The 25987-nt window shown below is 65.3% G+C and carries 26 protein-coding genes; 7 read left to right on the plus strand and 19 right to left on the minus strand.

Annotation, left to right across the window (positions count from 1 at the left end; genetic code table 11):
• Nucleotides 1-71: 71 nt before the first annotated feature.
• The 13 genes from H292_RS0102510 to H292_RS0102570 all read right to left on the minus strand — a co-directional run bounded on the left by H292_RS0102510 (nt 72) and on the right by H292_RS0102570 (nt 13902).
• The gene (locus H292_RS0102510; protein WP_020110320.1) at nt 72-347 is read right to left on the minus strand and encodes an acylphosphatase; all 276 of its coding nucleotides are present in this window, start codon (nt 345-347) and stop codon (nt 72-74) included.
• On the minus strand, nt 344-1258 hold the full coding sequence (locus H292_RS0102515) for an SMP-30/gluconolactonase/LRE family protein (protein ID WP_020110321.1): 915 nt from the start codon (nt 1256-1258) through the stop codon (nt 344-346). The genes H292_RS0102510 and H292_RS0102515 overlap by 4 nt, the downstream gene beginning before the upstream one ends.
• A 1-nt stretch (nt 1259) precedes the next feature.
• A complete protein-coding gene (locus tag H292_RS0102520; protein WP_020110322.1) occupies nt 1260-1688 on the minus strand; it encodes an OsmC family protein in 429 nt (142 codons plus the stop codon).
• Nucleotides 1689-1707: 19 nt separating this feature from the next.
• Nucleotides 1708-2580, minus strand: a complete 873-nt coding sequence (gene mutM, locus H292_RS0102525) for a bifunctional DNA-formamidopyrimidine glycosylase/DNA-(apurinic or apyrimidinic site) lyase (RefSeq protein ID WP_020110323.1) — start codon at nt 2578-2580, stop codon at nt 1708-1710.
• Complete coding sequence (gene rnc, locus H292_RS0102530) at nt 2573-3370, minus strand: ribonuclease III (protein ID WP_020110324.1); 798 nt, start codon at nt 3368-3370, stop codon at nt 2573-2575. Before rnc ends, mutM begins: the two co-directional genes overlap by 8 nt.
• A 23-nt stretch (nt 3371-3393) precedes the next feature.
• The gene (gene rpmF, locus H292_RS27790) at nt 3394-3576 is read right to left on the minus strand and encodes a 50S ribosomal protein L32 (RefSeq protein ID WP_080733022.1); all 183 of its coding nucleotides are present in this window, start codon (nt 3574-3576) and stop codon (nt 3394-3396) included.
• Nucleotides 3577-4221, minus strand: a complete 645-nt coding sequence (locus H292_RS0102535) for a YceD family protein (protein ID WP_179275209.1) — start codon at nt 4219-4221, stop codon at nt 3577-3579.
• A 137-nt stretch (nt 4222-4358) separates the two neighbouring features.
• Nucleotides 4359-5126, minus strand: a complete 768-nt coding sequence (locus tag H292_RS0102540) for a DivIVA domain-containing protein (protein ID WP_019664279.1) — start codon at nt 5124-5126, stop codon at nt 4359-4361.
• Between the two features lie 151 nt (nt 5127-5277).
• Nucleotides 5278-5766: a pantetheine-phosphate adenylyltransferase gene (gene coaD / locus H292_RS0102550; protein WP_026347645.1), complete on the minus strand. Its 489-nt coding sequence runs from the start codon at nt 5764-5766 to the stop codon at nt 5278-5280.
• Nucleotides 5763-6347 carry a 16S rRNA (guanine(966)-N(2))-methyltransferase RsmD gene (gene rsmD, locus H292_RS26705; protein WP_051104844.1) on the minus strand — a complete coding sequence of 195 codons (585 nt, stop codon included), beginning with the start codon at nt 6345-6347 and terminating at the stop codon, nt 5763-5765. The genes coaD and rsmD overlap by 4 nt, the downstream gene beginning before the upstream one ends.
• A 31-nt stretch (nt 6348-6378) precedes the next feature.
• On the minus strand, nt 6379-9777 hold the full coding sequence (locus H292_RS0102560) for a pyruvate carboxylase (protein WP_019664283.1): 3399 nt from the start codon (nt 9775-9777) through the stop codon (nt 6379-6381).
• 137 nt (nt 9778-9914) lie between these two features.
• The gene (gene recG, locus H292_RS0102565; RefSeq protein ID WP_020110326.1) at nt 9915-12188 is read right to left on the minus strand and encodes an ATP-dependent DNA helicase RecG; all 2274 of its coding nucleotides are present in this window, start codon (nt 12186-12188) and stop codon (nt 9915-9917) included.
• A gap of 28 nt (nt 12189-12216) precedes the next feature.
• A complete protein-coding gene (locus H292_RS0102570; protein ID WP_020110327.1) occupies nt 12217-13902 on the minus strand; it encodes a DAK2 domain-containing protein in 1686 nt (561 codons plus the stop codon).
• A 229-nt stretch (nt 13903-14131) separates the two neighbouring features.
• On the opposite strand from H292_RS0102570, the gene rpmB reads away from it, so the two are divergent.
• Both rpmB and H292_RS0102580 read left to right on the plus strand, forming a co-directional pair.
• Nucleotides 14132-14323 (plus strand): 50S ribosomal protein L28, encoded by a 192-nt coding sequence (rpmB, locus tag H292_RS0102575; RefSeq protein WP_008717389.1) that lies wholly within the window; start codon nt 14132-14134, stop codon nt 14321-14323.
• Nucleotides 14324-14495: 172 nt separating this feature from the next.
• The gene (locus tag H292_RS0102580; protein ID WP_371828047.1) at nt 14496-15284 is read left to right on the plus strand and encodes an enoyl-CoA hydratase-related protein; all 789 of its coding nucleotides are present in this window, start codon (nt 14496-14498) and stop codon (nt 15282-15284) included.
• Between the two features lie 12 nt (nt 15285-15296).
• On the opposite strand, the gene H292_RS0102585 is transcribed toward H292_RS0102580, so the two are convergent.
• Nucleotides 15297-15989: a uracil-DNA glycosylase gene (locus tag H292_RS0102585; protein ID WP_027498567.1), complete on the minus strand. Its 693-nt coding sequence runs from the start codon at nt 15987-15989 to the stop codon at nt 15297-15299.
• 49 nt (nt 15990-16038) lie between these two features.
• Nucleotides 16039-17154 carry a thiamine-phosphate kinase gene (locus tag H292_RS0102590; RefSeq protein ID WP_020110329.1) on the minus strand — a complete coding sequence of 372 codons (1116 nt, stop codon included), beginning with the start codon at nt 17152-17154 and terminating at the stop codon, nt 16039-16041.
• A 48-nt stretch (nt 17155-17202) separates the two neighbouring features.
• On the opposite strand from H292_RS0102590, the gene H292_RS0102595 reads away from it, so the two are divergent.
• Entirely contained in the window at nt 17203-17439 is a 237-nt protein-coding gene (locus H292_RS0102595; RefSeq protein ID WP_020110330.1) for an Lrp/AsnC ligand binding domain-containing protein, read from the plus strand.
• A 34-nt stretch (nt 17440-17473) separates the two neighbouring features.
• Nucleotides 17474-18067: a DUF3515 domain-containing protein gene (locus tag H292_RS0102600; RefSeq protein WP_019664290.1), complete on the plus strand. Its 594-nt coding sequence runs from the start codon at nt 17474-17476 to the stop codon at nt 18065-18067.
• An 18-nt stretch (nt 18068-18085) separates the two neighbouring features.
• Here the strand turns inward: H292_RS0102600 and H292_RS0102605 are convergent, their stop codons facing one another.
• Both H292_RS0102605 and H292_RS0102610 read right to left on the minus strand, forming a co-directional pair.
• A complete protein-coding gene (locus tag H292_RS0102605; RefSeq protein ID WP_026347648.1) occupies nt 18086-19192 on the minus strand; it encodes a D-alanine--D-alanine ligase family protein in 1107 nt (368 codons plus the stop codon).
• 58 nt (nt 19193-19250) lie between these two features.
• On the minus strand, nt 19251-20249 hold the full coding sequence (locus tag H292_RS0102610) for an NAD(P)H-dependent glycerol-3-phosphate dehydrogenase (RefSeq protein WP_019664292.1): 999 nt from the start codon (nt 20247-20249) through the stop codon (nt 19251-19253).
• Between the two features lie 162 nt (nt 20250-20411).
• Between H292_RS0102610 and cofC the strand changes: the two genes are divergently transcribed.
• The 3 genes from cofC to H292_RS0102625 all read left to right on the plus strand — a co-directional run bounded on the left by cofC (nt 20412) and on the right by H292_RS0102625 (nt 24299).
• Nucleotides 20412-21065 (plus strand): 2-phospho-L-lactate guanylyltransferase, encoded by a 654-nt coding sequence (gene cofC / locus H292_RS0102615; protein WP_306436863.1) that lies wholly within the window; start codon nt 20412-20414, stop codon nt 21063-21065.
• Nucleotides 21066-21216: 151 nt separating this feature from the next.
• Nucleotides 21217-23364, plus strand: a complete 2148-nt coding sequence (locus tag H292_RS0102620) for an RNA degradosome polyphosphate kinase (protein WP_371828049.1) — start codon at nt 21217-21219, stop codon at nt 23362-23364.
• Nucleotides 23364-24299: an NUDIX hydrolase gene (locus tag H292_RS0102625; protein WP_020110333.1), complete on the plus strand. Its 936-nt coding sequence runs from the start codon at nt 23364-23366 to the stop codon at nt 24297-24299. The genes H292_RS0102620 and H292_RS0102625 overlap by 1 nt, the downstream gene beginning before the upstream one ends.
• 161 nt (nt 24300-24460) lie before the next feature.
• Here the strand turns inward: H292_RS0102625 and H292_RS0102630 are convergent, their stop codons facing one another.
• On the minus strand, nt 24461-25159 hold the full coding sequence (locus tag H292_RS0102630; protein ID WP_019664298.1) for an HU family DNA-binding protein: 699 nt from the start codon (nt 25157-25159) through the stop codon (nt 24461-24463).
• Nucleotides 25160-25307: 148 nt separating this feature from the next.
• Complete coding sequence (gene leuD, locus H292_RS0102635) at nt 25308-25925, minus strand: 3-isopropylmalate dehydratase small subunit (protein WP_019664299.1); 618 nt, start codon at nt 25923-25925, stop codon at nt 25308-25310.
• Nucleotides 25926-25987: the final 62 nt, after the last annotated feature.

Raw genomic sequence — 25987 nt, forward strand, 5'->3', positions numbered from 1 at the left:
CAGTACCGGGTCGCACCGACGCGCGGGCACACGCACATCACGTCACACGCGCGTCGGATCACCCCGGCGCGTCAGCGTTCGACGAAACCGATGATTCCGCCCCGGGGCGGGTCCCAGCTCTCGACGACGAGCGAGACCGACCCGGGCGTCGCGCCGCCGCGGAGAAGTGCCAGCAAGCTCTCCAGCCGGTCTCTCGGGCCTTGCGCGACCACCAGGACGCGGCCGTCGGACTGGTTGGTCGCCGATCCGATCAATCCCAGCTCGAGTGCGCGAGATCGCGTCCACCATCGAAATCCGACGCCTTGCACGTGTCCATGTACCCAAGCCGTCAATCGCTGGTCCGTCACGGCGTCAGCTTTCGCACGGATCCGTCGAAGCTCGTTGCGTACAAAGAATTGTCGTCCCAGCCCGGTCCACCGAACTCCACCGAGGACGTGAGCGGCACACCTGTGCCGACCACGCACGACGAACCCGTGGCGGGATCGACACGCAGAACGCGTCCGGCGAGATTCTGAGCCAGGTAGATCATGCCGTCGGGCCCGACGGTCATGTCGTCCGATGCAGTGAACGGACCGAACCCGTCGACGGGCAGGATTCTCGCCGGGCCGGCTGGATCGTCGACGTCGAGTGCGGTGATGCGCAACGACGGTTCGAACGTGTCGGCCACGTACAGCGCGTCTGCGTCCACCGCGATGCCGTTGGCGGTGCCGAGGTCGGTGCGGACGACCGACGGCACGTGCGGTGAGGCCGACGGAACGACGGTCAGACCTGTCGTGAGTCCGAGGTTGCGCGTGGTGAACAAAGTTCCGTCGTCCGTCCGTGCGAGACCGTTGGGCATCACGAGACCGGCGGCGTACGTGGAACGGACCCCCGACGACAGGTCCAGCATGTCCACGGTGCCGTCCGGCGTGTCGAAAAGACCTGCTGCGGTGCCGTTTCCGGTCGTGAAGTACAGCACCGAGCCATCGACGACCAATCCCCCAGGCGACGTCACGTCGTCCACGGCGACGGACCTGAGGCCGTCCTGCGAGAGCGCCTGGATCCGCCCGGGACCGAGAGGGGACGTCTCGGACAGGTACATCGTGCCGTTCTCGCCGAACGCGAGGTTCTCGAGCATGCCGTAGCCGGTGGCCACGGTACTGACCGACCACTCCGTGCACGCAGGCGCTGCGCTCGCGGCGGGAGCGGTCACCAGCAGTCCTGCGGCCAGCGTGCCTGCTACTACCGCAGCCCCGACCGTCGTCTCAGGCGTCCACACGTCAGTGGTCGATCTCGATGGCGAGACCGACCGTGGTGCCGGCCTTCAGGGTGCGACCGACGGTGCACACCTTGTCGATTGCGCGTTCGACGACGGTCAGGAGGCGTTGCTGAGCCTCCGGATCCAGTTCGCTCAGGTCGACCTTCAGGATCTCGTTCAGCTCCGGGTACAGCTCGTTCTCGCGGTCGGCGGCACCGGATACTTCGACGGTGGCGTCGTAATTGTCGCCCAGTCTGCGGGACAGCGGCAGATCCGAGCTCATTCCGGTGCAGGCCGCGAGTGCAATTTTGAGCAGTTCGCCGGGCGTGAACACGCCGTCGACCGACTCCGATCCGATCAGAACCTCGGCACCGCGTGAACTCTTGCCGGTGTATCGGCGGGTTCCGGTGCGTTCGACCCAGAGTGAAGTAGGAGTGCTCGTCTCAGCCATGAGAGCCGATTGTAGGGGCCTAGCTCACCGGTCGGGTCGTGCGCGGTCGAGGTTGGCACTTGGGGCAGCTGTACGAGCTGCGGTTCATGAACTTCTCACGACGGATGGGGCTTCCGCACCGTGAGCACGGCAAGCCTTCCTGCCCGTACGCGTCGAGGGAGCGATCGAAGTATCCCGATTCGCCGTTGACGTTCACGTACAGGGCGTCGAACGACGTTCCGCCCTGCGCCAACGCTTCGCCCATCACGGCGTGCGCTGCAGTCAACAACCGACGCAACGCCGGCCTGCTCAAGGTCTCGGCGATACGGTTTCCGTGAATCTTGGCCCGCCACAATGCTTCGTCCGCGTAGATGTTTCCGACACCGGACAGAACGGTCTGATCGAGGAGCGCTCGCTTGATCTCGGTGTGTTTGCCTCGTAGGACGTTCACGACCGACTCCGCGTCGAACAGCGGATCGACCGGATCCCGGGCGATGTGCGCGACCGGTTCGGGAACGATGGTCCCGTCGACATCCGTCAGTGGTGCAATTGCCCAACCCCCGAACGTGCGCTGGTCGACGAAACGGAGATCTGCCCCGTTGTCCAGGCGTGCGCGGATGCGAAGGTGCTTCTCGTCCGGCACCGTCGGTGGCTGTACGAGCATCTGACCGCTCATTCCGAGGTGCACGACGACGGCGATGTCGCATGGTTCGAGAGGAAGCCACAGATACTTGCCACGACGCTCGGCGGCCGCGATGCGACGTCCGCGCAGCTGTCCGACGAAATCCCGTGACCCGGGGAGGTGCCTGCGAATCGCGCGTGGGTGCAGCACGTCGACCGATTCGATCGTGGAGCCGACCACGTGCGCGGCCAATCCGAGTCGGACTACCTCGACCTCGGGAAGCTCAGGCATTCACGTCGGGGTCGGTGTCGGTGTCGGTGTCGGTGTCGACGGACAGTGCATTCCAGGCAGTGCTGGCCGCCTTCTGCTCCGCTTCTTTCTTGTTGCGGCCGACACCGACACCGAGTGCACGGCCACCGACCAGAACGGTGGCGGTGAATTCCTTGTCGTGATCGGGGCCGGTCGACGAGATCTCGTACGCAGGTACCCCGAGCGACTGTTCTGCCGTCAGCTCCTGCAGGCTCGTCTTCCAGTCGAGTCCGGCACCCAGTCGCGGTGCCCGCTCGAGCAACTCCGCGAAGAGTCGGAGAACGACTTCCCGCGCGGTGTCGATACCGTGCTGAAGGTGAATAGCACCCAGTAGCGATTCCATGCCGTCGGCCAGAATGCTCGCCTTGTCTCGGCCGCCGGTCTGCTCCTCGCCCTTGCCGAGCAGGAGGTGTGCGCCGAGACCGCCGTCGCCGAGGCCGCGCGCGACCTCGGCGAGTGCATGCATGTTGACCACGCTCGCTCGGATCTTCGCGAGCTCACCTTCGGACTTCGCCGGGTGAGCCAGGTACAGCCGCTCGGTGATGGTCAGGCCGAGGACGGAATCTCCGAGGAATTCGAGTCGTTCGTTGGTGGGCAGACCTCCCCGCTCGTACGCATACGAACGGTGTGTCAGTGCCAAGGTGAGGAGCGATTCCTCCAGAACAACGCCGAGAGCGGCGAGGAGTGACCCATGGTCGTCCTCGCCGCTACCGGCTGTTGCACTCTTCTTCGTAGCTGAGCTACGTACAGCTGGGCTGCTTTTGTCGATCACAGCGCGTCCGATCCCGAGAAAGATCAGACTGCTGCTGCGACCTGGCGGCCCTTGTAGGTGCCGCAGGACGGGCACGCAATGTGGGGCAGGGTCTTCTCGCCGCAACCACGGTTGGGGCAGGTGACGAGGGTAGGCGCAGTGGTCTTCCACTGTGCACGACGCGACCTCGTGTTGGAACGCGACATCTTGCGCTTCGGGACAGCCACTTACTTCTCCTCGACTTCGTTGTTCACAAGTTCTGTGCTCGGTTCTGAATCCACGCCAAATTTGGCTGCAAGACCAGCCCAGCGAGGATCAAGTATGTCATGACTGTGGCCGGATTCCGCAATCGCCAGGCGAACGCCGCATTCGGGGCACAATCCCTCGCAGTCCTCGCGGCAGACGGGGTGCAGCGGAAGCTCCAGCCCGACGGAATCCACGATGACCGGTTCGAGGTCGATCCGATCGTCGAGAACGCGGTGAATCTCGTCCTCGTCGGTCGTTTCTTCCGTGACGCTGTCCGGGTAGGCGAACAGCTCGGTGAGGTACAGATCCACCGAACCGGTGACCGGCTCCAGACAGCGGGTGCATTCGCCTGCAGTGTCGGCGCGGACGGTGCCGGTCACCAGCACGCCCTCGGACACTGCTTCGAGCCTCAGATCGAGTTCGACGGGAGTATCGGCTTCGATTGCGATTGCATCGAGTCCGATTCGGGTCGGCGCGGCCACCGTGCGCTGGATCTCCTTCATCGACCCCGGCCGACGGCCGAGGTTGTCGATATCCAGAGCGAAACCCGAGCCCGCGGAGGAACTGGGGGTACTGCGACGGGTAGACACAACGATTCTTTCTTCTCGAAAACATGGGAACGACATCACGACAAGTCGTCACCTACTCCCGTCGAGACGGGAGCGGGCAACCACTCAACGATACGCACGCACGCATATGTGGGCAAACTCGGGGGCGATCACGCCCCGACCGAAGTCCGATTCAGGCCCGATTCAGGCCCGATTCAGCGGCGTGGTCGACGAAAGTCGTCCGCCGTATCGGATCCGTAATCGGGGACCCCGGATCCGGTACGCAGTTGCTGACGACCGCGCCCGACGGATCGGATGGTGCCGGTGAGGAACTCCTCGAATTCCGCCAGCTTCGTGTCGACGTACACGTCGCATTCGCTGCGCATGCGGTCGGACTCGGCGTGGGCGCTGTCTATCACCCGTGCGGACTCGGCGTGCGCAGCCTGCACCACCTCTGTCTGTGCGACGAGTCGTGCCTGCTCCTCGGTCCCGTCGGCGACGGACCGATCGTAGGAGGCCTGGCCGGCCTCGATCATGCGATCAGCCTCCGACCGTGCCCTGCTCGTGAGGGCGTCGTATTCCTGCTGTCCCTGCTCGACGGTACGTTCGGCAGAGTCGGTGGCGTCGTCGACGAGCTGTTCCGCGTGCGCCTTCGCTTCGGCGACCATGCGATCGGCCTGAGCTTTGGCGTCGGCGAGAATGCGGTCGGCAGAGTCGCGAGCATTCTCGACCGTGTCCTGCGCCTCGTTGTTCGCGGACGTGACGGTCTTCTCCGCCGTCGCCCGCGCGTCGCCGACCAACTTGTCCTTGTGGTCGAGAACATCCTGGGCGTCGTCGAGTTCTCCGGGAATGGAGTCGCGAACGTCGTCGAGAAGTTCCAGCACATCGCCACGAGGTACGACGCAGCCGGCAGTCATGGGAACTCCGCGCGCCTCCTCGACGATGGCAACGAGTTCGTCGAGTGCCTCGAATACGCGGTACACCGCCCACCCCAATCGTCTAGGTACTTCTAGGTACTGGCCGTGGTCGGTCCAGTGACTGCCAGTTTGCCTGGTGATCGCCACGTCTGCGAAACACCGACGTCGGTGTGTCGCTCGATGTGGGCGGCGCGGCCGCACGTGGCGGCCGCCGTGCTCACTCGGCCGCGCGCTCCGCGATCCTGGCCAGCAATCGTGTGTGCACGTGCTCGGGCACCATGTCCGCGACGTCACCGCCGAACGTCGCCACCTCCTTGACCAACGAGCTCGACAGGAAGCTGTACGTCGGGTTGGCCGGGATGAACAGCGTGTCGACACCCGAGAGCTTCTGGTTCATCTGAGCCATCTGCAGTTCGTAGTCGAAATCGTTCGCTCCGCGCAGTCCTTTCACGATCGCGGTGTACCCCTGCTCCTTGGCGTAGTCCACCAGCAATCCGTACCACGACGCGATCCGTACGTTGTCCAGATGCGCTGTCGCTTCGGCGATCATCTCGATGCGCTCGTCCACCGTGAAGAGTCCACGCTTGCTCTTGTTGATCATCACGGTCACCACGATCTCGTCGAACTGCGCTGCAGCTCTTGTGATGACGTCGAGGTGACCGTTGGTCACCGGGTCGAAGGATCCAGGGCACACCGCTCCAGTCATGGCTGCACGCTATCACCGGCGGGTTCGTCGTCCGTGGTGGCGATCTCGATGCGCGTCTCGCCGTATTTCTTGACCTTCTCCGGCAGCAACCCAGGGGGCCACACGGTTTCGGCCGAGCGACTCGATCGCTCGAGGACGACGACGGCGTCGTGTGCCAGCCATCCTCCCTCCACGAGGGCTTCGAGCATGTGTCCGACGGCGGCGTCGGTCACCGCGTAGGGCGGGTCGGCCAGCACCAGATCGAACGCGGTGTCCGCCGACCCTGCCAACACCGACGCGACCGGCGCACAGCGGACCGATGCCCCGGCGATTCCCACCGCTGCGGCGTTCTCACGGGCCACTGCCGCGGCACGCGCGTCGGACTCGACCAGCACCACTTTGTCGGCCCCGCGGGAGAGCGCTTCGAGTCCGAGCGCTCCGGATCCGGCGAACAGGTCGAGCACCGAGGCGCCCTCGAGATCCATTCGGGCACCCAGTGAACTGAACACCGCCTCGCGCACTCGCTCCGATGTGGGGCGAGTGCCGCGAGGCGGCACCTTCAGCTTCCGGCCTCCCGCGATGCCTGCGACGATCCGAGTCATCCACGGGAGTTTACTCATCCGGCGTTCACGGCTAGTCCGCCGAATCACCGCCGATGACGATGAGTAGGTCGCCGCCTTCGACCTGCTGGACACCACCGATCGCGAGCCGCGAGACGACACCGGCCTTGGGAGCGGTGATCGCCGCTTCCATCTTCATGGCCTCGATCGTGGCGACGACGTCGCCTGCTGAAACGTTGTCGCCCTCGGACACCGACAGCGTCACCACTCCGGCGAACGGTGCGGGCACGTGACCCGAGTTGGCTTTGTCCGCCTTCTCGACCGACGGAACGTCCGAGCTGATCGAGCGGTCGCGGACCGACACGGGCCGCAACTGTCCGTTCAGAATGCACATCACCGTGCGCATTCCGCGCTCGTCGGCGTCGGATATCGCTTCGAGACCGATGAGCAGCTCCACGCCCTTCTCGAGCTTGACTCGGTGCTCCTCGCCCTGGCGCAGACCGTAGAAGAACTGATTGGCGGACAATCTGGAAGTGTCGCCGTACTTCTCGCGGTGCGCAGCAAGCTCGGCGGTCGGACCGGGAAACAGCAAGCGGTTGAGCGTGTCTCGGCGCTGCGCCGAGGTTCCGTCCAACGCCTTCTCGTCCTCGGCCGAGACGGGGGTTTCCTCCTTGGGCTCCGACCGTCCCTCCAATGCCTTGGTCCGCAAGGGCTCCGGCCAACCACCGGCAGGTGTGCCGAGCTCGCCGCGCAGGAAGCCGACGACCGAGTCGGGGACGTCGTACTTGCGCGGATTCTCCGCGAACTCCTCCGCCGAAGCGCCCGCGCCGACCAGAGCGAGCGCCAGGTCGCCGACGACCTTCGACGACGGGGTGACCTTGACCAGACGGCCCAGCATCCGGTCCGCCGCAGCGTAATTCGCCTCGACGGTCTCGAACCGGTCGCCGAGACCCAGCGCGATCGCCTGCTGACGGAGGTTGGACAGCTGGCCTCCTGGGATCTCGTGGGTGTACACACGGCCGGTGGGCGCCGGGAGTCCGGACTCGAACGGCGCGTAGACCTTTCGCAGCGCTTCCCAGTAGGGTTCGAGATCGCACACTGCTTGCAGATCGAGGCCGGTGTCGTACTCGGAATGTGCCGCGGCAGCGACGATCGCGGACAGCGCGGGCTGACTCGTCGTACCTGCCATCGCGGCGCTGGCACCGTCGACCGCGTCGGCTCCTGCTTCCCACGCCGCGAGATACGTCGCCAGCTGACCACCAGGGGTGTCGTGCGTGTGCACGTGCACCGGCAGATCGAAGTTGGACCGCAGCGCCGTCACCAGAGTCTTCGCTGCCGGGGCTCGCAGCAGACCAGCCATGTCCTTGATGGCGAGCACGTGCGCACCGGCGTCGACGATCTGCTCCGCGAGCTTCAGGTAGTAGTCCAGCGTGTAGAGCGACTCGTTCGGATTCGACAGATCACCGGTGTAGCTCAGCGCCACTTCCGCTACGGCCGTTCCGGTTTCACGGACGGCGTCGATGGCGGGACGCATCTGATCGACGTTGTTGAGCGCATCGAAGATCCGGAAGATGTCGATACCGGTGTCGGTGGCCTCGGCCACGAACGAACGCGTCACCTTCTCCGGGTACGGGGTGTACCCGACGGTGTTCCGCCCGCGTAGCAACATCTGCAGCGCGATGTTCGGTACCGCTTCGCGCAGCGCTGCGAGCCGCTCCCACGGATCCTCGTGCAGGAACCGCAGCGCCACATCGTATGTCGCTCCGCCCCACGCCTCGATGGACAGCAGTTCCGGGGTGGTGCGTGCCACGTAGGGCGCCACCATCAACAGACCCGACGTGCGCACGCGAGTGGCGAGCAGCGACTGGTGCGCGTCACGGAACGTCGTGTCGGTGACGCCGACGGCCTTGCGGTTACGCAGGTCCCGGGCGAAGCCCTCGGGTCCGAGCTCGAGGAGACGCTGGCGGCTGCCGTCGGGAATCGGTGCCGAGAAATCGACCTCGGGCAGCTTGTCCTGGGGGTAGACCGTGGAGGGCCGCTCTCCGTGCGGCTTGTTGACCGTCACGTCGGCGAGGTACGTCAGGATCTTGGTACCGCGGTCACCGGATGTGCGGGCGGTCAACAGCTCCGGGCGTTCCTCGATGAACGAGGTCGTCACCCGTCCGGCCGTGAAGTCCGGGTCGACGAGCACGGCCTGCAGGAACGGGATGTTGGTCGCGACGCCGCGGATACGGAATTCGGCGACGGCCCGACGCGCACGCGCGACGGCAGTGTCGAAATCGCGTCCTCGACAGGTGAGCTTGACGAGCATCGAGTCGAAGTAGGCACCTACCTCGGCACCGAGGGTGGTGCCGCCGTCCAAGCGAACACCCGCGCCGCCCGGTGTGCGGTAGGCGGTGATGCGGCCGGTGTCGGGGCGGAATCCGTTGGCTGGGTCTTCGGTGGTGATGCGGCACTGCAGCGCGGCGCCGCGCAACACGATGTTGTCCTGGCTCAGGCCCAGATCGGCCAGGGTCTCCCCCGACGCGATTCGGAGCTGGGACTGTACGAGGTCGACGTCGGTCACTTCTTCGGTGACCGTGTGCTCGACCTGGATTCGCGGGTTCATCTCGATGAAGACGTGGTTACCGCGGGTGTCGAGCAGGAACTCCACCGTTCCCGCGCAGGAGTACCCGATCTCTTTCGCGAAGGCGACGGCATCCGCGCAGATCTTCTCTCGAACACCGTCGGGCAGGTTGGGCGCGGGAGCGAGCTCGATGACTTTCTGGTGACGACGCTGCAGGCTGCAGTCGCGCTCGAAGAGGTGGACCACGTTGCCCTGGCCGTCGGCGAGGATCTGTACCTCGATGTGGCGCGGATCGATGACGGCCTGCTCGAGGAAGACAGTGGGGTCGCCGAAGGCGGATTCGGCCTCGCGTGCAGCGGCCTCGATCGACTCACGCAACTGAGCAGGCTCGGCGACGCGGCGCATTCCGCGGCCACCACCACCGGCGACTGCCTTGACGAACACCGGAAACGTCATCGATTCCGACGCCGCGACCAACTCGTCGACGTCGCTCGACGGCTCCGACGACGCCAGCACCGGCAGGCCTGCACGTTTGGCGGCCGCGATGGCCCGTGCCTTGTTGCCCGTCAGCTCCAGCACCTCGGACGACGGACCGACGAACGTGATGCCCGCCTCGGCACATGCGGCCGCCAGATCCGGATTCTCCGAGAGAAAGCCGTAGCCGGGGTACACCGCGTCGGCGCCGGAGCGTTTGGCGGCAGCGACGATTTCGTCGACGGACAGGTACGCGCGAACGGGGTGACCCTTCTCGCCTATCTCGTATGCCTCGTCGGCCTTCGTCCGATGAACCGAGTTACGGTCCTCGAACGGGAAGACGGCCACGGTAGCGGCACCCAACTCGTACGACGCGCGGAACGCACGGATGGCGATCTCACCGCGATTGGCAACCAACACTTTGGAGAACATTGGCCAAACCTACCGCCGAAGATCACCGCCGATGGGCAACCCGTCTCGAAATGTGGGATGAAAAGCCCAACTGCAGCATCTGAAACGGTGCAGTCCCGAAAATGCCGGAGCTCGTACCCCTCCGATCCGGCTCCGTTTCAGGATTTGTCGAGATACTCCGCTCGGTCCGATCGCCACGCGGACTTCATCATCGACGCGATCCCGGGATGGCGTTCCAGGTCGGGATCGCCGTCGAAGATGGTGCGCGCGCAGGAGTGCGCGTCGTCGATGACGTCCTCGTCCTCGATCAGTGACAGCAAGCGCATGCTGCTGACGGTTCCGGACTGTGCCGCACCCAGGACGTCGCCTTCCTTACGAGTTGCGAGGTCGAGATTGGCCAGTTCGAATCCGTCGTTGGTCGAGGCCACGGATTGAAGACGGGAGAAGGACTGCCCGTGCGGACTGAGCTGGCTGATCATGATGCACAGACCTTGGTGGCCGCCACGCCCGATTCGGCCGCGGAGCTGATGCAACTGGCTGATCCCGAAACGGTCCGCGTCCTCGATGACCATGACCGTCGCGTTGGGGACGTCGACGCCGACTTCGACGACCGTGGTGCACACGAGAACGTCGATCTCGCCTGCATTGAATGCGGACATGGCTGCGTCCTTGTCGTCCGGGTGCATACGCCCGTGCAGAAGGCCTACTCGGAGATCGGCCAGGGGCCCGGTGCTCAGCAGCTCGTACATCTGAAGCGCCGACTTGGTCTCCGGGAGGTTCGGACCGTCCGTCATCGCGCTCCTGGTCCGTCTCTTCTCCAGCTGCTTTTCCTCGTCGTCGCCGATTCGCGAGCACACGACGTAGGCCTGCCTGCCCTGGGCGACCTCCTCACCGATGCGTTGCCATGCCCGATCGACCCACGCAGGTTTCTCTGCGGAGGAGACGACACTGCTGACGATGGGGGAACGTCCGCGCGGCAATTCGTCGAGGATCGAGGTCTCCAGGTCGCCGAGGGACGCGAGCGCGATGGTGCGCGGAATCGGCGTCGCGGTCATGACGAGCAGATGCGGACTGATGCCGTCCTTCGCCTTACCGCGCAGCGCGTCGCGTTGCTCGACGCCGAAGCGGTGCTGCTCGTCGACGACGACCATGCCGAGATCCATGAACGACACCCTGTCCTGGATCAAGGCGTGGGTTCCGATGACGATGCCCGCGTCACCGGTCACGACGTCGAGCAGCGCCTTCTTCTTCGCCGCCGTTCCCATCGACCCGGTCAGCAACGTGACCCGGGTGGCGAGGTCGTCCGCACCCAGTTCACCGGCGCCCGCGAGGGTGCCGAGCATCGAGGTGATCGAGCGCGCGTGCTGAGATGCGAGAACTTCGGTCGGAGCCAGCAGTGCGCACTGATGGCCTGCGTCGACCACCTGCAACATCGCCCGCAGCGCGACGATCGTCTTTCCCGAGCCGACTTCACCTTGCAGCAGCCGCGACATGGGGTGCCCACCGGACAGGTCGGCGGAGATCTCGCCGGCGACCTTGCGTTGACCCTCGGTGAGGGTGAAGGGCAGCCGACGCTCGAACTCGGCTGCGATCCCGTCCTCGCGTGCGACACATACCGGGGCGGTCCGGGTCGACACGTCGCGCCGCCTGGCGGCGAGTACCAATTGCACCGCCAGTGCTTCGTCGAACTTGAGGCGATCCCTGGCGTGCTTCTTCTCTTCGACCGAATCCGGAAAGTGAATCCAACGGAGCGCGGTGTCCAGGGAGACCAGACCTCGCTCGGCCAGCACGACGTCGGGAACCGGGTCCTCGACAGGGGCAAGTCTGTCGAGAACCCACCGGACGCCCCGCATGAACGTCCAACTCTCGACGTCCTTGGATGCCGCGTACAGCGGTACGAAACTGCGCTCGAAGATCGTCATGTCGACACTGCCGGAGTCGTCGACGGCGCCCCGCGCCACGCCTGCCAGCGCGCCGCCGCCGACGATGCGACCGGAGGGAACGACGGCTCCGTCCTCGTCGTCACCGCCGAGGATCACGTAACCGGGGTGCGTGAGGTTCCACTTGCGGCCGAAATACTTGACCTTTCCCGAGAACATGCCTTTTTTGCCGGGCAGCAGCACGTGCTTCAGCTTGTGCGGGCTGAAGAACGTCGCGTCGATGACCTGCCCTTCGGCGGCCAAGGACACCGCGAGGAATTGGCCTTTTCTCGCTTTCATGTCCTTCAGAACCGCGGAGGTGATGGTCGCGACGATGGTGATGTGCTCACCCTCGGGCGGCTCTTTCTCAGTGAGCTCGGCGCCCTGGGTCATGTACCGGATCGGGTAGTACCTCAGCAGATCTTCGACGGTGTGCAGGTCGAAGTGCTGGGCGAAAGGTTCGGCGACCTTCGTGCCGAGGACCGCGTCGAGGCGATCTGCCATGTCCACCATCGTCGTTACCTACCCGACCCTCTCTCGTTCACTCCACGCCCAACTGGACCACGTCGCCGGGTTGCCCTCCCGTGTAGAGCATCACCTCGACCCCGGGGTGCCGATCCGCGACATGGCGAGCGAGCACATCCACGACGTCGTGTTCTTCGTCGCCGGTGCCGGGCGCACCGCGCAGCATCGTCACCATCTCACCTCCCACCGACAGAAGTTGGTCCAGCAGTACTCGTCCGGCAGAGATCACATCTGCGCCGATCACGACGACGTCGTGTCCGACCAGACCGAGGCCGTCACCGGGCTCGCACGTCCCCACCCAGGTCAGAGACCGTTCTTCGGCAATCCTGAGCGAAGCCCACCGAGTGCCCGCTGCAGCCTCGGACATCGCGTAGGCATCGTCGACGGCCGCGCGGGCTGGGTTGTGCACGGCGAGCGCGGCCAACCCCTGCACCATCGACGACGACGGCAGCATCAGGACCTCCTTCCCTGCCGTGCGGGATGCGATGGACACCGACACCAGTTCCTGGGCGGACAACGCGCCGTTCGGCAGAACCAGCACCTCGGTGTGCGGGGCTCCGACGATTGCGGCACACAGTTCCGCCGGACCCACCTCGGCGGTGTCGCAGCGCAGTACCGCGGCTCCTTCGACGCTGTACAACTCTTCCGCTCCGTCGCCTGCGACGACCGCGAGAATGTCGCGTCCGCGGACGGCTCCCGGGTGGTCACCGTCGGTTCCGTGGCTGTCGGCGTGGGAACCCCCTGCGTCGAGTACCTCGATTCGAACGTTCTGCAGTTGCCCGAACTGCAGTCCTGCCTCGACTGCGAGGCCTGCATTCGCCGTGTGCACGTGCGCGGTCCACGATCCCGCGCCGTCGCCTGCGACCACGACCGAATCGCCGAGTTCGCCGAGGGCGGTGCGCAATCTCGGCACATCGTGATCGTCCATACCGCGGATGGAATAGAGCACTTCGAAACCCAGGGCGGGCCGTGCGAGGCGATGTACGGGGACGACCGTGGCGTCGACAGCAGGTCGCACGGTTCCGAGCTCGGTTCGGTGGTATCGCCGACGCGTCACCTCGGTGCCGGTCACGATCGACGCGAGCGCGTCGAGCATCACGACGAGACCGAGTGCACCCGCGTCGACGACTCCGGCGACGTCCAGGGCAGGTAGTTGGGTGCGGGTTGCCTCCAGAGCCGACGCCGCGGCCTCCGATGCGCTCGACGCGACCGCCTCCAAGTCGCCGGGCGGGCGGGACTGCGCTGCCGTCGACGCAGCCGCGAGGACGGTCACGATGGTGCCTTCCATCGGAACGCTCACCGCTTCGAGAACCAGGTCTCCCGCACGGGCCAACGCAGCCTGCACTCCTGCGCCGTCGAGGGCACCTGCGGCGCACTGCTCGGCGACCGCCCTCAGCACCTGGGACACGATGACACCGGAGTTTCCGCGCGCCCCGGACACGGCTCCGCGGGCGAGAGCCGCGGCCGCCTCGGACAGCGTGGCGTCGGCTCCGACGGTGCGCATGCACTCGACGGCCGAGCGGACGGTGAAGACCAGGTTGGTCCCGGTGTCCGAATCGGGGATCGGGAAGACGTTGAGTTCGTTCATCTCGTCACATCGATCGCTCAGTCCGTCGACGCACCGATAGGCCCACTGCTTGATCAGGTCGACGGTGAGCTCGGTGTGCGGTCGACGAATCCGGCCGCCGGACTGCTCACCCATCTGCGCCGCTCCCCCGATTTCGCCTGCTTCGTCCCGAGCAACAGTAGACTCGAACTACCCGCGAGTGCCGGTCAGGCACCGACGGTGGGCTGGCGGTTTGGTTAATCTGCACCGCGCCGCTATTCTTGCAGGGTTGCCCGATGAGGAGCGGCGTGTTCTTGCACGTCGAGGTTCGTCGGGCGTACGTCCCACTGTTAACGATCAATCATCTATCAAGGAGTTCGCGACTATGGCTGCCGTCTGCGACGTATGCGCCAAAGGGCCCGGCTTCGGTAAGTCGGTCTCGCACTCGCACCGACGGACCAACCGTCGTTGGAACCCGAACATCCAGACCGTTCACGCCCAGGTTGCCCCCGGTAACTCGAAGCGTATGAACGTCTGCACCTCGTGCCTGAAGGCCGGCAAGGTGGTTCGCGGCTGATTTCAGCCCCCGAGCAACGAGAGAGCCCCCGCCACCGAAATCGGTGGTGGGGGCTTTTTCGTGCGGTGAGAACTTGCGCCGAGAACGTGCACCGAGAGGACGTGGACCAACAAGTGCGGATCCACCCACCGCGATGTATGTGGACGAGCACGGCCGCGTTACAGTGCGAAGCGTGATCGAAACCGAAAGTACCGGCCACGTGGAACTACTCGACGGTGTACTGCACATCACCGTGGCGACAGACGCTGCAGGTACCTCGCTGGACGGCAACGCCATGGTTGCCGGTGCGGACGCACTGCATGCTCTCAACTCCGGTGAGCTTGCTGCGGGAAGCGTCCTTCTCGTCGGCTCCGGGAAGAATTTCTGCGCGGGTGGAAACGTCCGTGCATTCGCTTCCGCGCCCGAACGCGGCGCGTACGTGCGCACCGTCGCCGACGCGTTCCACCGCTTCGTGCTCGAGCTCGCCGCTGCCACCGTGCCAGTCGTGGCCGGAGTCCAAGGCTGGGCAGCAGGCGCGGGTATGAGTCTGGTGTGTCACGCCGACGTGGCCATCGGCGGCCGCGCCACCAAACTTCGTCCCGCCTACCCCGGCATCGGGTTCACTCCCGACGGCGGACTGACGTGGACACTTCCTCGCATCGTCGGCCCGGCACGAGCACGCGACATTCTGCTGAACGATTCGATCCTGAACGGAGAGGAGGCAGTTCGCCTCGGCATCCTCAGCAGGCTCGTGGGTGACGACATCATCGGAAGCGAAGCCGAACGTCTTGCACGAACCCTCGCGGCCGGGCCTACCCAGGCGTTCCGCGGAACCAAGGCATTGCTTCAGAACTCGGAAACCAACACTCTCGCAGAGCAACTGGAAGCCGAAGCCGCATCGATCTCGGCTGCTGCCGACGGACCGACGGGACGAGAAGGAGTGGACGCGTTCGTGGAGAAGCGCCGCCCCGACTTCAGCTGAGGCAGAGCACCGTCACGGCAGCGCCCAGTCGATCGGCTCGTGTCCGGCTGCGTCGAGTATGTCGTTCACTCGGCTGAACGGCTTCGAGCCGAAGAAACCGCGGGAAGCGGACAGCGGAGACGGATGCGCCGATTCGACGACGGGTGTGCGGCCGAGCATCGGCTTCAACGTAGCCGCATCTCGGCCCCACAGGACTGCGACCAGTCCGGCCGAGTCCTTCTTCTCCTCCCGTTCCACCAGCGCTCGTATTGCCTGCTCCGTCACAGGTTCCCAGCCCTTGCGGCGATGCGACGCCGCGGCACCCGGCTCGACCGTGAGCACACGGTTGAGCAACAACACTCCCTGATCTGCCCAGGGGGACAGATCACCACTGGTGGGAGTCGGCAGACCCAGATCTTCCGAGTACTCCTTGAAGATGTTGGCGAGACTTCGCGGTACCGGCCGAACATCCGGCGCCACCGAGAAGCTGAGCCCGACGGCATGTCCGGGCGTCGGGTACGGATCCTGGCCGACGATCAACACTCGAACGTGGTCGAAGGGTCGAGTGAAGGCCCGTAGAACGTTCTCACCGGACGGCAAGTACGAACGGCCGGCGTCCATTTCGTCTCGGAGCCACTGTCCCATGCGGGCGATGTCGTCCCGCACCGGATCGAGCGCTGCGGCCCATCCGGGGTCGACGAGGTCCTCGAGTGGCCGTGCTGTCATCGACATCTCCTGTTCTCGTGTGTCCCGCTGTGTCCTCCGTCGACGGGGGTCAGGCACCGAAGCTCGACCACCCGGCGGTGCCGGCGAACGGTACCCCGTCGACGGTGACGCGCTGAGTGGCCGAGCCGTCGGACCGTGCTGCACCGACGCGGCCGATCACCGTCCAGCCCGCCGGCACGGTAGCGGCGTCGGAGAACGTGGCCGCGAACGCGTGATCCTCACCGCCGCCGAGCACCCACGCCAATGCCGACGCTCCCAGTTCTTGTGCGGCGGAACGAAGATCGGCGCCGATGTCGAACGCGTGCGCATCCAGATCCATGGTGACCGACGACGCCACGGCGACATGCCCGAGGTCCGCGACGAGTCCGTCGGAGATGTCGGTGAGCGACGTGGCGCCGGCGAGTGCGGCCGTCCGACCCTGCTCGTAGTCGGGACTCGGCACCCGGTGTGACGACACGAGACCGTCGTGCCCCGATATCCCGGCGCGGATCACGTCCAGTCCGGCTGCCGACCGACCGAGATCGCCGACGACGGCGACGACGTCGCCGACGGATGCGCCGGACCGCAGCACAGCCGATCGACCTTCCAGATCTCCGAGCGCCGTGATGGATATCACCACATCGTTCGTTCGCACGAGATCGCCACCGATGATCGATGCACCCGCGCGCTGCGCCTCGCCCCACAAGCCACGGTAGAGGCCGTCCAACACAGCCACATCGGTGTCGGACGGGCATCCGAGGGCAACGAGAAAGCCTGTGCATCGTGCGCCCATCGCTGCGATGTCGGCAGCATTCTGGGCGATGGCCTTACGTCCGACGTGCTCCGGCGAGGACCAGTCGAGCCGAAAGTGCCTGCCCTCGACCAACATGTCCGTCGCCGCGACGACTCGGCCGTCGCTCGCGGTGACGATAGCGGCATCGTCGCCCGGTCCGAGGACGGTGTACGAGGACTGCGTCCACCCGGTGGTGATGCGGTCGATGACGCCGAATTCGCCGACGTCGGCAACAGTCGAACCGGGAGTGCCGGGTTCGGTACGGGATCGAATCGTCTTCCTCTTTTCCGTCTGCGCGGAGCACGGTTCGACACTGCGGTACCTTCTTACCGACCGGTGAGCGTCCAGAACAGGACGACATGCTCCGGCCGGACAGCACGCAATGTGATTCAACCGACCTTACCTTCGGGTGCGGCGGGGACGAAAAGGAAAGGGCCGACCATGGTGCACGCCTTCATCCTGGTACAGACCGAAGTGGGACGTTCGGCTCTTGTGGCGGCTGCGCTTCGCGACGTCCGCGGGGTCGAGTCCGCGGAGGCCGTTCTCGGCCCGTACGACGTCGTGGTCCGTGTCGCAGCCGAGAACGACAGCACACTCGCAGTCGTCGTCGGCGAGATCCAGAAGGCCGACGCGATCACGCGGACGCTGACCTGCCAGATCGCGGACACCCCCGCCTGAGCGCGGGCACCGCCAGGAAGTCACACTCGAAACGATGACCAGCGAACCGAATTCGATCGAACCCGCTTCCACGGACACCGATACGCCCGAGCAGCGACGCCACCCGGCCGTGATCGCGACCGCCGTCGCGCTACCGGTCGCGCTGCTGATCGGCGTGATAGTCGCGGCCGTGACCGTCTCCGGCTCGTCGACTCGTCCGCCGGAAGCATTGGGGCCGGTCGACGCCCCGTCCGCCGAGAGCGCCGACTGCACCGCGGTGCTCGATGCTCTCCCCGATTCGCTGGGCGATTACGCCCGCGCCGAGCTGGTCGATCCGGCACCGGTCGGCGCCAGGGCATGGGCACCGGACGACGACGTGTCCGAGCCGATCGTGTTGCGATGCGGACTCCCCCGGCCGCTCGGGTTCGACGTCGCGTCGTCATTGCAGGTGATCAACGGAGTGCAGTGGTTCGAGGTCTCCGGCGCGGACTCCGGTCTCGATGCGAGCACCTGGTACACCGTCGACCGTCCGGTGTACGTGGCGCTGACGGTTCCCGGCGGCTCCGGACCGACGCCGCTCCAGGACGCGTCGGACGCGATTTCCTCGGCCTTGCCCCAAACGCCGCTGGACCCGGCGCCCCTCGAGTGACGCGTCGGATCTCGATCGTCAGCGCAGGCCCGTTCCTCGGGCCTGCGCTGTCTCGATGAGGGTGTCGATCAACGCCGTGTAGTCCAGCCCGGTGGCGCCCCACATCTTGGGGAACATCGATATCGACGTGAATCCGGGCATGGTGTTGATCTCGTTGATGACCGGTCCGTCGTCGGTGACGAAGAGGTCGACGCGCGCGAGTCCTTGGCAGTCGAGCGCACGGAACGAATCCACGGCGATCCGGCGGATCTCGTTACTCGTCTCCTCGGAAAGCACTGCGGGGACGTCGAATTCGCACACATCGTCGAGGTACTTGCTGTCGAAGTCGTAGAACGAGTGATCGTCGGCCGGTGCGTCCGGCAACCGGATCTCGGCGACCACACTCGCGCGCACAGTGCCGTCGGGGAATTCGAGAACTCCACATTCGACCTCGCGACCGGTGATGGCGCCTTCCACGATCACCTTCGGGTCGTGGGAGCGGGCGTGGGCGATCGCGTCGGCGAGTTGATCCCATGAGGTGATCCGCGTGATGCCGATCGACGAGCCTCCGCGGGCGGGCTTCACGAACGCAGGCAGCCCGATGTAGTCGCGCTGCTCGGGAGTCGCGGTGTCGTCGCCGCGCCGCAGCACGATCTGCCGTCCGACGGGCAATCCGTCGGCCGCCAGTAGTTTCTTGGTGAATTCCTTGTCCATCCCGGCCGCACTCGCGAGCACGCCCGGGCCGACGTAGGGAACTCCGGCGAGTTCGAGGAGGCCCTGGATGGTGCCGTCCTCGCCGTAGGCGCCGTGGAGAAGTGGGAACACCACGTCGACCGACGACAGCACGGCTCCGGCGTCGTCGGCGTCGAGGGAGAGCAGGTCGCCCGCGCGCGACGGGTCCGTCGACAGAGCGAGCGCGCGGGAATTCCGGTCCACGCTCGGCAGAACCCGGCCGTGAATGGCCAGTTCTTCGAGGTCGGACGGACCGAGAACCCAGGCGCCCTCCGACGTGATCCCGACGGGCACCACGTCGTAGCGCTCCCGATCGATGTGCCGGAGGACACTTCCTGCGGAGACGCAGGACACCGCGTGCTCGTTGCTTCGTCCGCCGAACACCACGGCGACTCTGGTACGCGTTTGACTCACGGTCATCCACCGTACCGTCCGCGCATTTCAGTGCGTGGACCCTCACATGCTTTGCGCGCTATTCGGGCTTGATACGACGTCCGAGCAGATGACCGACGGCGTCGGGAACGGACAGTCCCGCATGGCAGACGCGGTGAACGGCATCGGTCAGCGGCATCTCGACGTCGTAACTCTCGGCGAGGGCGCGCACCGACGTACACGATTTCACGCCCTCGGCGACCTGACCGTGTGCCGCCTCCTGAGCACTCTCCATCGACCCGCCCGCACCGAGCCGCTCACCGAAGGTGCGGTTCCGCGACAGAGTCGACGAGCACGTCGCGACGAGATCGCCGACGCCCGCGAGCCCGGCGAGGGTTGCGGGTTTCGCGCCCAGCGCGGTTCCGAGTCTGATGATCTCCGCAAGGCCCCTCGTCATGATCGACGCGAGCGTGTTCTCGCCGTACCCGACTCCGCTGGCCATGCCACAGGCGAGTGCGATGACGTTCTTGCATGCCCCACCGATTTCGCATCCGATCACGTCGGTATTGGTGTAAGGGCGGAAATAACCTGTGGCACATGCCTTCTGAACTTCGAGGGCGCGGCGCGAATCGGAGCATGCGATGACGGTTGCCGCGGGTTGACCCTCCGCGATGGGGCGCGCGAGGTTCGGCCCGGACAGCGATGCGATACGGCTCGGATCCGCTCCCGTGACCTGAGCGATGACCTGGCTCATCCGCAGGAGAGTGCCGGTCTCGATCCCCTTGGCCAACGAGAGCAACGTGGCCTGCGCGGGTATCGCGTCCGTCCAGTCCTGGAGATTGGCGCGCAACGACTGCGACGGAACTGCGAGAACGACGATGTCGGCGCCGTCGAGTGCACGCGCGGGATCACTGGTGGCAGTGATGTTCTCGGGAAGCCTGATGTCGGGGAGGTAGTCGGAGTTGACGTGTTCGGACGCGATCGTGTCCGCGAGTTCGGACCGCCTCGCCCACATCGTCACGTCGGTTCCGGCGTCCGCCAGCACCTTCGCGTATGCGGTCCCCCAAGACCCTGAACCGAGTACCGCTGCTCTCGTCATCGCTGGCCACCTTCTTGATCCGTTTCGGAACGTCTCGATCACACTCGTGCGGCCCGCGCGCGCCGCCGCCTCACACTAACGTCCGGTCGTTGCCCGCGTAGTTCGATCGCGCCGGAGAGGTCGAACGGCCTCGCTGCCGGTGACGCTGGCAGGATCGAGGTCATGAGTAGCGCGCACGTGGTGATTGCAGTCAAGGATCTGGCCGCAGCCAAGACCCGCTTGGCCGATGCATTCGCCGACGCCGACCGCGCCCGTCTGGTCGTTGCGATGTTTCGAGACACCGTCGTCGCAGCCCGGGCAGTCGATCAGGTCGCTGCCGTCACCGTGGTCACTCCCGATCCATCCATCGCCGACGCCGCCCGGAGTCTCGGCGCACGGGTCGTCGGTGAACCGTGCGATCAGGATCCGCTCGATTCGGTGGCACGACTCAACTCCGCGTTCGAGGCAGCCGCTTCCCTGGTGCGTCAGGAGGGGAAGGACGACATCATCGCGCTGCAGGCCGATCTGCCTGCCTTGCGCACGTCCGAACTCGCCGAGGCGTACATGATGTCCTCGGGTCATTCCCGGTCGGTGGTCAGCGACCACCACGGCACGGGAACCGCCGCGTTGATCGTCGACGGTGCCGCGACCGATTTCAGTCCGCTCTTCGGCCCGGCGTCCGCGAAGCGACATCTGGAATCGGGTGCTTTCGATCTGACCGGGGTGTGGCCGGGGCTTCGACTCGATGTCGACACGATCGACGACGTCCGGGCCGCGCACCGACTCGGTGTCGGTCCTGCGACCGGTGAGGTACTGCGTTCGCTCGGCTGGAACTAGATTCGTCGGCCGCTCGTTCCTTCCACGAGATTCGCCGATCCGAGTTTCACCCGACACCGCAATAGGGGATGATCGAGCCGTGAGCAACAGCGAAACCGAGACCGACGCAGCCTCCCCGTCAGGGCAACCATCCGGTACCGAGGAGCGCCCGGTGGTTCCACCGCCGGCGACCTCGCCCTCGGGCAGCCCGGCGGCGTTGCCCGCAGCCACCGAGCCGCATGCCCCGAACGCCAAGGATTCGCTTCCCGAGAACCGTTACCTGAACCGCGAATTGAGTTGGCTGGACTTCAATTCGCGTGTTCTCGCTCTCGCCGAGGATTCGTCGCTCCCGTTGCTGGAACGCGCGAAGTTCCTGGCGATCTTCGCATCGAATCTGGACGAGTTCTACATGGTTCGTGTTGCGGGGCTCAAGCGTCGCGACGAGACGGGCTTGTCCGTCCGTTCCGCCGACGGCCTCACTCCTCGCGAGCAACTGGCTCTCATCGGCGAACGCACTCAGGAGTTGGCGCGCCGACACGCGCGTGTCCTTCTCGATTCGATCCTGCCGGAGCTCACATCGGTGGGGATCGAGATCATCCGCTGGTCCGACCTCGACGCGGACGAGCGTGAACGCCTGTCCACATACTTCCACGAGCAGGTCTTCCCCGTCCTCACACCGCTGGCCGTCGACCCGGCGCACCCGTTCCCCTACATCAGCGGGCTGAGTCTCAATCTGGCTGTCACGGTGAAGGATTACGCAACGTCGGGTGAACACTTCGCGCGCGTCAAGGTCCCCGACAACGTGGACCGCTTCGTTCGCGTCCGACGCGGTGACGGCGGCCAGAGCGTGGACGCCTTCCTGTCCATGGAAGAGGTCATCTCCGCTCACCTCGACGTTCTCTTCCCGGGCATGGACGTGGTGGAGAGTCACGCGTTCCGCATCACGCGCAACGCGGATTTCGAGGTCGAGGAAGATCGCGACGAGGATCTGCTCCAAGCATTGGAACGCGAGCTGGCTCGTCGTCGGTTCGGCTCACCGGTGCGCCTCGAGATCGCCGACGACATGACCGAGCACATGCTCGAACTCCTGCTGCGTGAACTCGACGTCGACCCCGGCGACGTGATTCAGGTGCCGGGCCTGCTCGACCTGTCCTGCCTGTGGCAGGTGTACGGCGTGGATCGGCCCAACCTGAAGGACGCACCGTTCGTTCCGGCGACGCACCCCGCCTTCGGCGAGCGCGAGACTCCGAAGAGCGTGTTCTCCACGCTGCGCGACGGCGACGTGCTGGTGCATCACCCGTACGATTCGTTCTCCACGAGCGTTCAGCGCTTCATCGAGCAGGCCGCGGCCGACCCTCAGGTCCTGGCGATCAAGCAGACTCTGTATCGCACGTCCGGTGATTCACCGATCGTCAACGCTCTGGTCGACGCCGCGGGTGCGGGCAAGCAGGTCGTCGCGCTGGTGGAGATCAAGGCCCGATTCGACGAGCAGGCGAACATCGAATGGGCACGCAAGCTCGAGAAAGCGGGCGTCCATGTCGTCTACGGTCTCGTCGGCCTGAAGACACACTGCAAGACGTGCCTCGTGGTGCGGCGCGAAGGCTCGGTCATTCGTCGCTACTGCCACATCGGAACCGGAAACTACAATCCGAAGACTGCCCGGATCTACGAGGACGTCGGCTTGTTGACCTCCTCCCCGGAGATCGGCGCCGACCTGACGGATCTGTTCAATTCGTTGACCGGCTACTCACGGAAGACCAGTTACCGCAACCTTCTCGTCGCACCGTACGGGGTTCGCCGTGGAATCATCGAGCGAATCGAAGCGGAGGTGGAGCACCACCGCAACGGACGTGACTCCGGAATCAGGCTGAAGGCCAACGCCTTGGTCGACGAGCAGGTGATCGACGCGTTGTATCGAGCATCGGCGGCCGGTGTCCCCGTGCACGTCGTCGTCCGAGGGATCTGCGCGTTGAAGCCGGGAGTACCGGGGCTCAGCGAGAACATCGAAGTCCGTTCCATTCTCGGTCGATTCCTCGAACACTCGCGTGTCCTGCATTTCCGGGGTTCCGACGAATTCTGGATCGGCAGTGCGGACATGATGCACCGCAATCTCGATCGACGGGTGGAAGTGATGGCTCAGGTGAAGGATCCACGCCTCACCGCTCAGCTGAACGAGATCTTCGAATCCGCTCTCGACCCGACGACACGATGCTGGATCCTCCGCCCCGACGGCGGATGGGCAGCGTCACCGGCACAGGGCGAGACCGTCCGCGAGCACCAGGTGGAATCCATGCGACGCCGGCGGAATCAAGGCTCCTGATGTCGGGTTCCGACAACTCGTTGCGCGCCAACATCTTCGCTGCGGGCGCGGTTCTGTGGCGTCACACACCCAACCGCGCCGGCGAGATCTCCGTCGCACTGGTCCACCGTCCCAAGTACGACGACTGGTCGTTCCCCAAGGGCAAGCTCGACCCGGGTGAGACGACGGTCGGCGCGGCGGTGCGAGAAGTGGCGGAGGAGACCGGATTCGACGTACGCCTCGGTCGCTACCTCTCGAAGGTCACCTACCCGATTCCCGGTCACCGCAAGTTGAAGAAGGTGGACTACTGGGCGGCCGAGGCCATCGGAGGCGAGTTCGAACCGAACTCCGAGGTCGACGAACTTCGCTGGGTCACCCCGTCCGACGCGGCGGACCAGTTGTCGTATCCGATGGATCACAAGATCCTTCGTCGTTTCCTCAAGCAGCCGGCGGACACCGACACCGTGCTGCTGGTTCGTCATGCCAAGGCCGGTCGACGATCACGATATCGAGGAGACGATGCACTTCGCCCGCTCGATGCCGTCGGAGAGACACAGGCTGCGGCGCTCGTGCCGTTGTTGTCCGCGTTCGGGGCCGACAAGTTCCACGCGGCGAATCGTCGGCGCTGTGTATCGACGATTCAAGCCTCGGCGGACGAGAAGGGAGAGCAGATAACCCTCGAACCGCTGCTGTCCGAGGAGGGCTACTGGGCCGAGTTGCACGATGCTCGTCGCCGCGCGGTCGCCATCTCCGCTCTCGGCGGCGTCCGCACCATCTGCAGCCAAGGGAAAGTCATCCCGGATCTGCTGCAGTGGTGGGCGGACAGGGACGGTGTCGCACTACCGCCCAACCGTAATCGCAAGGGCAGTGTGTGGGTTCTGTCGTTCCACGACGGCACGATGATCGCCGCGGATCACCTTGCGAGTCCGCTGCCGGTCATTCCCGCGGACGGTTGATGTTCGCCGACAGTTGATGTTCGCCGACGGTTGATGTTCGCCGACGGTCGACAGAGCGCACGACGAGGGCCCCGGACGTGTCGTACGTCCGGGGCCCTTACCGATCCGCGAGAGTACTGCTGTGCGAGATCTCTGCTGTGCGAGATCTCTGCTGTGCGAGATTACTTGCGTGCGGTGCGCTTTGCCGGAGCCTTCTTGGCCGCGGTCTTCTTTGCTGCAGTCTTGGCCGGAGCCTTCTTGGCTGCTGCAGCGGTGGTCTTCTTCGCTGCAGTCTTGGCCGGAGCCTTCTTGGCTGCTGCCGCAGTGGTGGTCTTCTTCGCTGCGGTCTTGGCCGGAGCCTTCTTGGCCGCAGCAGTGGTCTTGCGAGCAGTCGTCTTCGCCGGAGCTGCCTTCTTGGCGGGAGCTGCTGCCTTGCGCGCAGTCGTCTTGGCCGGAGCTGCCTTCTTGGCGGCGGCGGTCGTCTTACGAGCGGTGGTCTTGACGGCCGCCTTCTTGGCTGCGGTCTTCTTTGCTGCCGCAGTCTTCTTGGCGGGCGCGGACGCCGAGCCGCGCTTGACGGCAGGTCCGGTGGCGGGGAGCTTCTGTCCACCGGCGATGACTGCCTTGAACTGAGCACCCGGGCGGAATGCCGGGACGTTCGTCGGCTTCACGCGGACGGTCTCGCCGGTACGGGGGTTACGAGCCACGCGGGCTGCGCGACGCCGCTGTTCGAACACACCGAATCCGGTGATGGTCACGCTCTCGCCACGGTGAACCGCGCGCACGATGGTGTCGACGATGTTCTCGACAGCCTCTGTGGCGCTCCTCCTGTCAGACCCCAACTTCTCGGTCAGGGCGTCAATCAGCTCTGCCTTGTTCATGGATTTCCTCCGCAATATTGTGGCCCATCGTCGGACCGACTACTACAACGGTAAACCCCAAGGCGTCAAGAGTCTATGAGCCACGCCAATTCTCATCCGGCGTGGCGGAAAGATTCACGGGCTCAATGCGTGTCGAAGGCCGTTTTCGCTACCCCTCGGACGGCTCCTCGATGCGCGCCGGGAGGGTTGTCGGTTTCCATGAAGGCCTTGACTTTTCATACTCGGCAATGGCCTCTACCTGGCGTAATGTCAATCCGATGTCGTCGAGACCCTCGAGCAGACGCCATCTCGTGTAGTCGTCAATGGCGAAGCGCACCACCAAGGTTCCAGCGGTCACCGTCTTCGATTCCAGGTCGACGAGAATTTCCAATCCCGGCTGCTCTTCGAGTGCTTTCCAGATCAATTCGACGTCACTTTGGTCGACTTCGGCGGCGAGCAGACCGGCCTTGCCCGCGTTGCCGCGGAAGATATCGGCGAACCGCGACGCGATCACGACCCGAAATCCGAAGTCCGATAGCGCCCACACCGCGTGCTCGCGGGACGACCCCGTTCCGAAGTCGGGTCCGGCAACCAGGACCGAGCCCTTGTCGTACGGGGCGACGTTGAGCACGAAGTCCGGATCGTTGCGCCATGCCGAGAACAGACCGTCCTCGAACCCGGTGCGAGTCACACGTTTCAGGTACACGGCAGGAATGATCTGATCCGTGTCCACGTTCGAGCGACGCAGCGGGACGCCGATTCCTTTGTGGCGGGTGAAGGGTTCCATCGAAAAATCTCCTAAGAAGTACAGATTTCGGAAAGACTTGATCGGGCGACGCCGGTTCAGGC

It is taken from the genome of Rhodococcus sp. 114MFTsu3.1, assembly GCF_000383555.1.
Classification (GTDB): Bacteria; Actinomycetota; Actinomycetes; order Mycobacteriales; family Mycobacteriaceae; genus Rhodococcoides; species Rhodococcoides fascians_E.

Bases quoted from the DNA above. Each gene is read 5' to 3' on its own strand.
- H292_RS0102520 (WP_020110322.1), bottom strand. From the start codon at position 1,688: ATGGCTGAGACGAGCACTCCTACTTCACTCTGGGTCGAACGCACCGGA.
- mutM (WP_020110323.1), bottom strand. From the start codon at position 2,580: ATGCCTGAGCTTCCCGAGGTCGAGGTAGTCCGACTCGGATTGGCCGCG.
- H292_RS0102535 (WP_179275209.1), bottom strand. From the start codon at position 4,221: ATGTCGTTCCCATGTTTTCGAGAAGAAAGAATCGTTGTGTCTACCCGT.
- coaD (WP_026347645.1), bottom strand. From the start codon at position 5,766: ATGACTGGAGCGGTGTGCCCTGGATCCTTCGACCCGGTGACCAACGGT.
- rsmD (WP_051104844.1), bottom strand. From the start codon at position 6,347: ATGACTCGGATCGTCGCAGGCATCGCGGGAGGCCGGAAGCTGAAGGTG.
- H292_RS0102560 (WP_019664283.1), bottom strand. From the start codon at position 9,777: ATGTTCTCCAAAGTGTTGGTTGCCAATCGCGGTGAGATCGCCATCCGT.
- recG (WP_020110326.1), bottom strand. From the start codon at position 12,188: ATGGTGGACATGGCAGATCGCCTCGACGCGGTCCTCGGCACGAAGGTC.
- H292_RS0102570 (WP_020110327.1), bottom strand. From the start codon at position 13,902: ATGGGTGAGCAGTCCGGCGGCCGGATTCGTCGACCGCACACCGAGCTC.
- rpmB (WP_008717389.1), top strand. From the start codon at position 14,132: ATGGCTGCCGTCTGCGACGTATGCGCCAAAGGGCCCGGCTTCGGTAAG.
- H292_RS0102585 (WP_027498567.1), bottom strand. From the start codon at position 15,989: ATGACAGCACGGCCACTCGAGGACCTCGTCGACCCCGGATGGGCCGCA.
- H292_RS0102595 (WP_020110330.1), top strand. From the start codon at position 17,203: ATGGTGCACGCCTTCATCCTGGTACAGACCGAAGTGGGACGTTCGGCT.
- H292_RS0102600 (WP_019664290.1), top strand. From the start codon at position 17,474: ATGACCAGCGAACCGAATTCGATCGAACCCGCTTCCACGGACACCGAT.
- H292_RS0102610 (WP_019664292.1), bottom strand. From the start codon at position 20,249: ATGACGAGAGCAGCGGTACTCGGTTCAGGGTCTTGGGGGACCGCATAC.
- cofC (WP_306436863.1), top strand. From the start codon at position 20,412: ATGAGTAGCGCGCACGTGGTGATTGCAGTCAAGGATCTGGCCGCAGCC.
- H292_RS0102625 (WP_020110333.1), top strand. From the start codon at position 23,364: ATGTCGGGTTCCGACAACTCGTTGCGCGCCAACATCTTCGCTGCGGGC.
- H292_RS0102630 (WP_019664298.1), bottom strand. From the start codon at position 25,159: ATGAACAAGGCAGAGCTGATTGACGCCCTGACCGAGAAGTTGGGGTCT.
- leuD (WP_019664299.1), bottom strand. From the start codon at position 25,925: ATGGAACCCTTCACCCGCCACAAAGGAATCGGCGTCCCGCTGCGTCGC.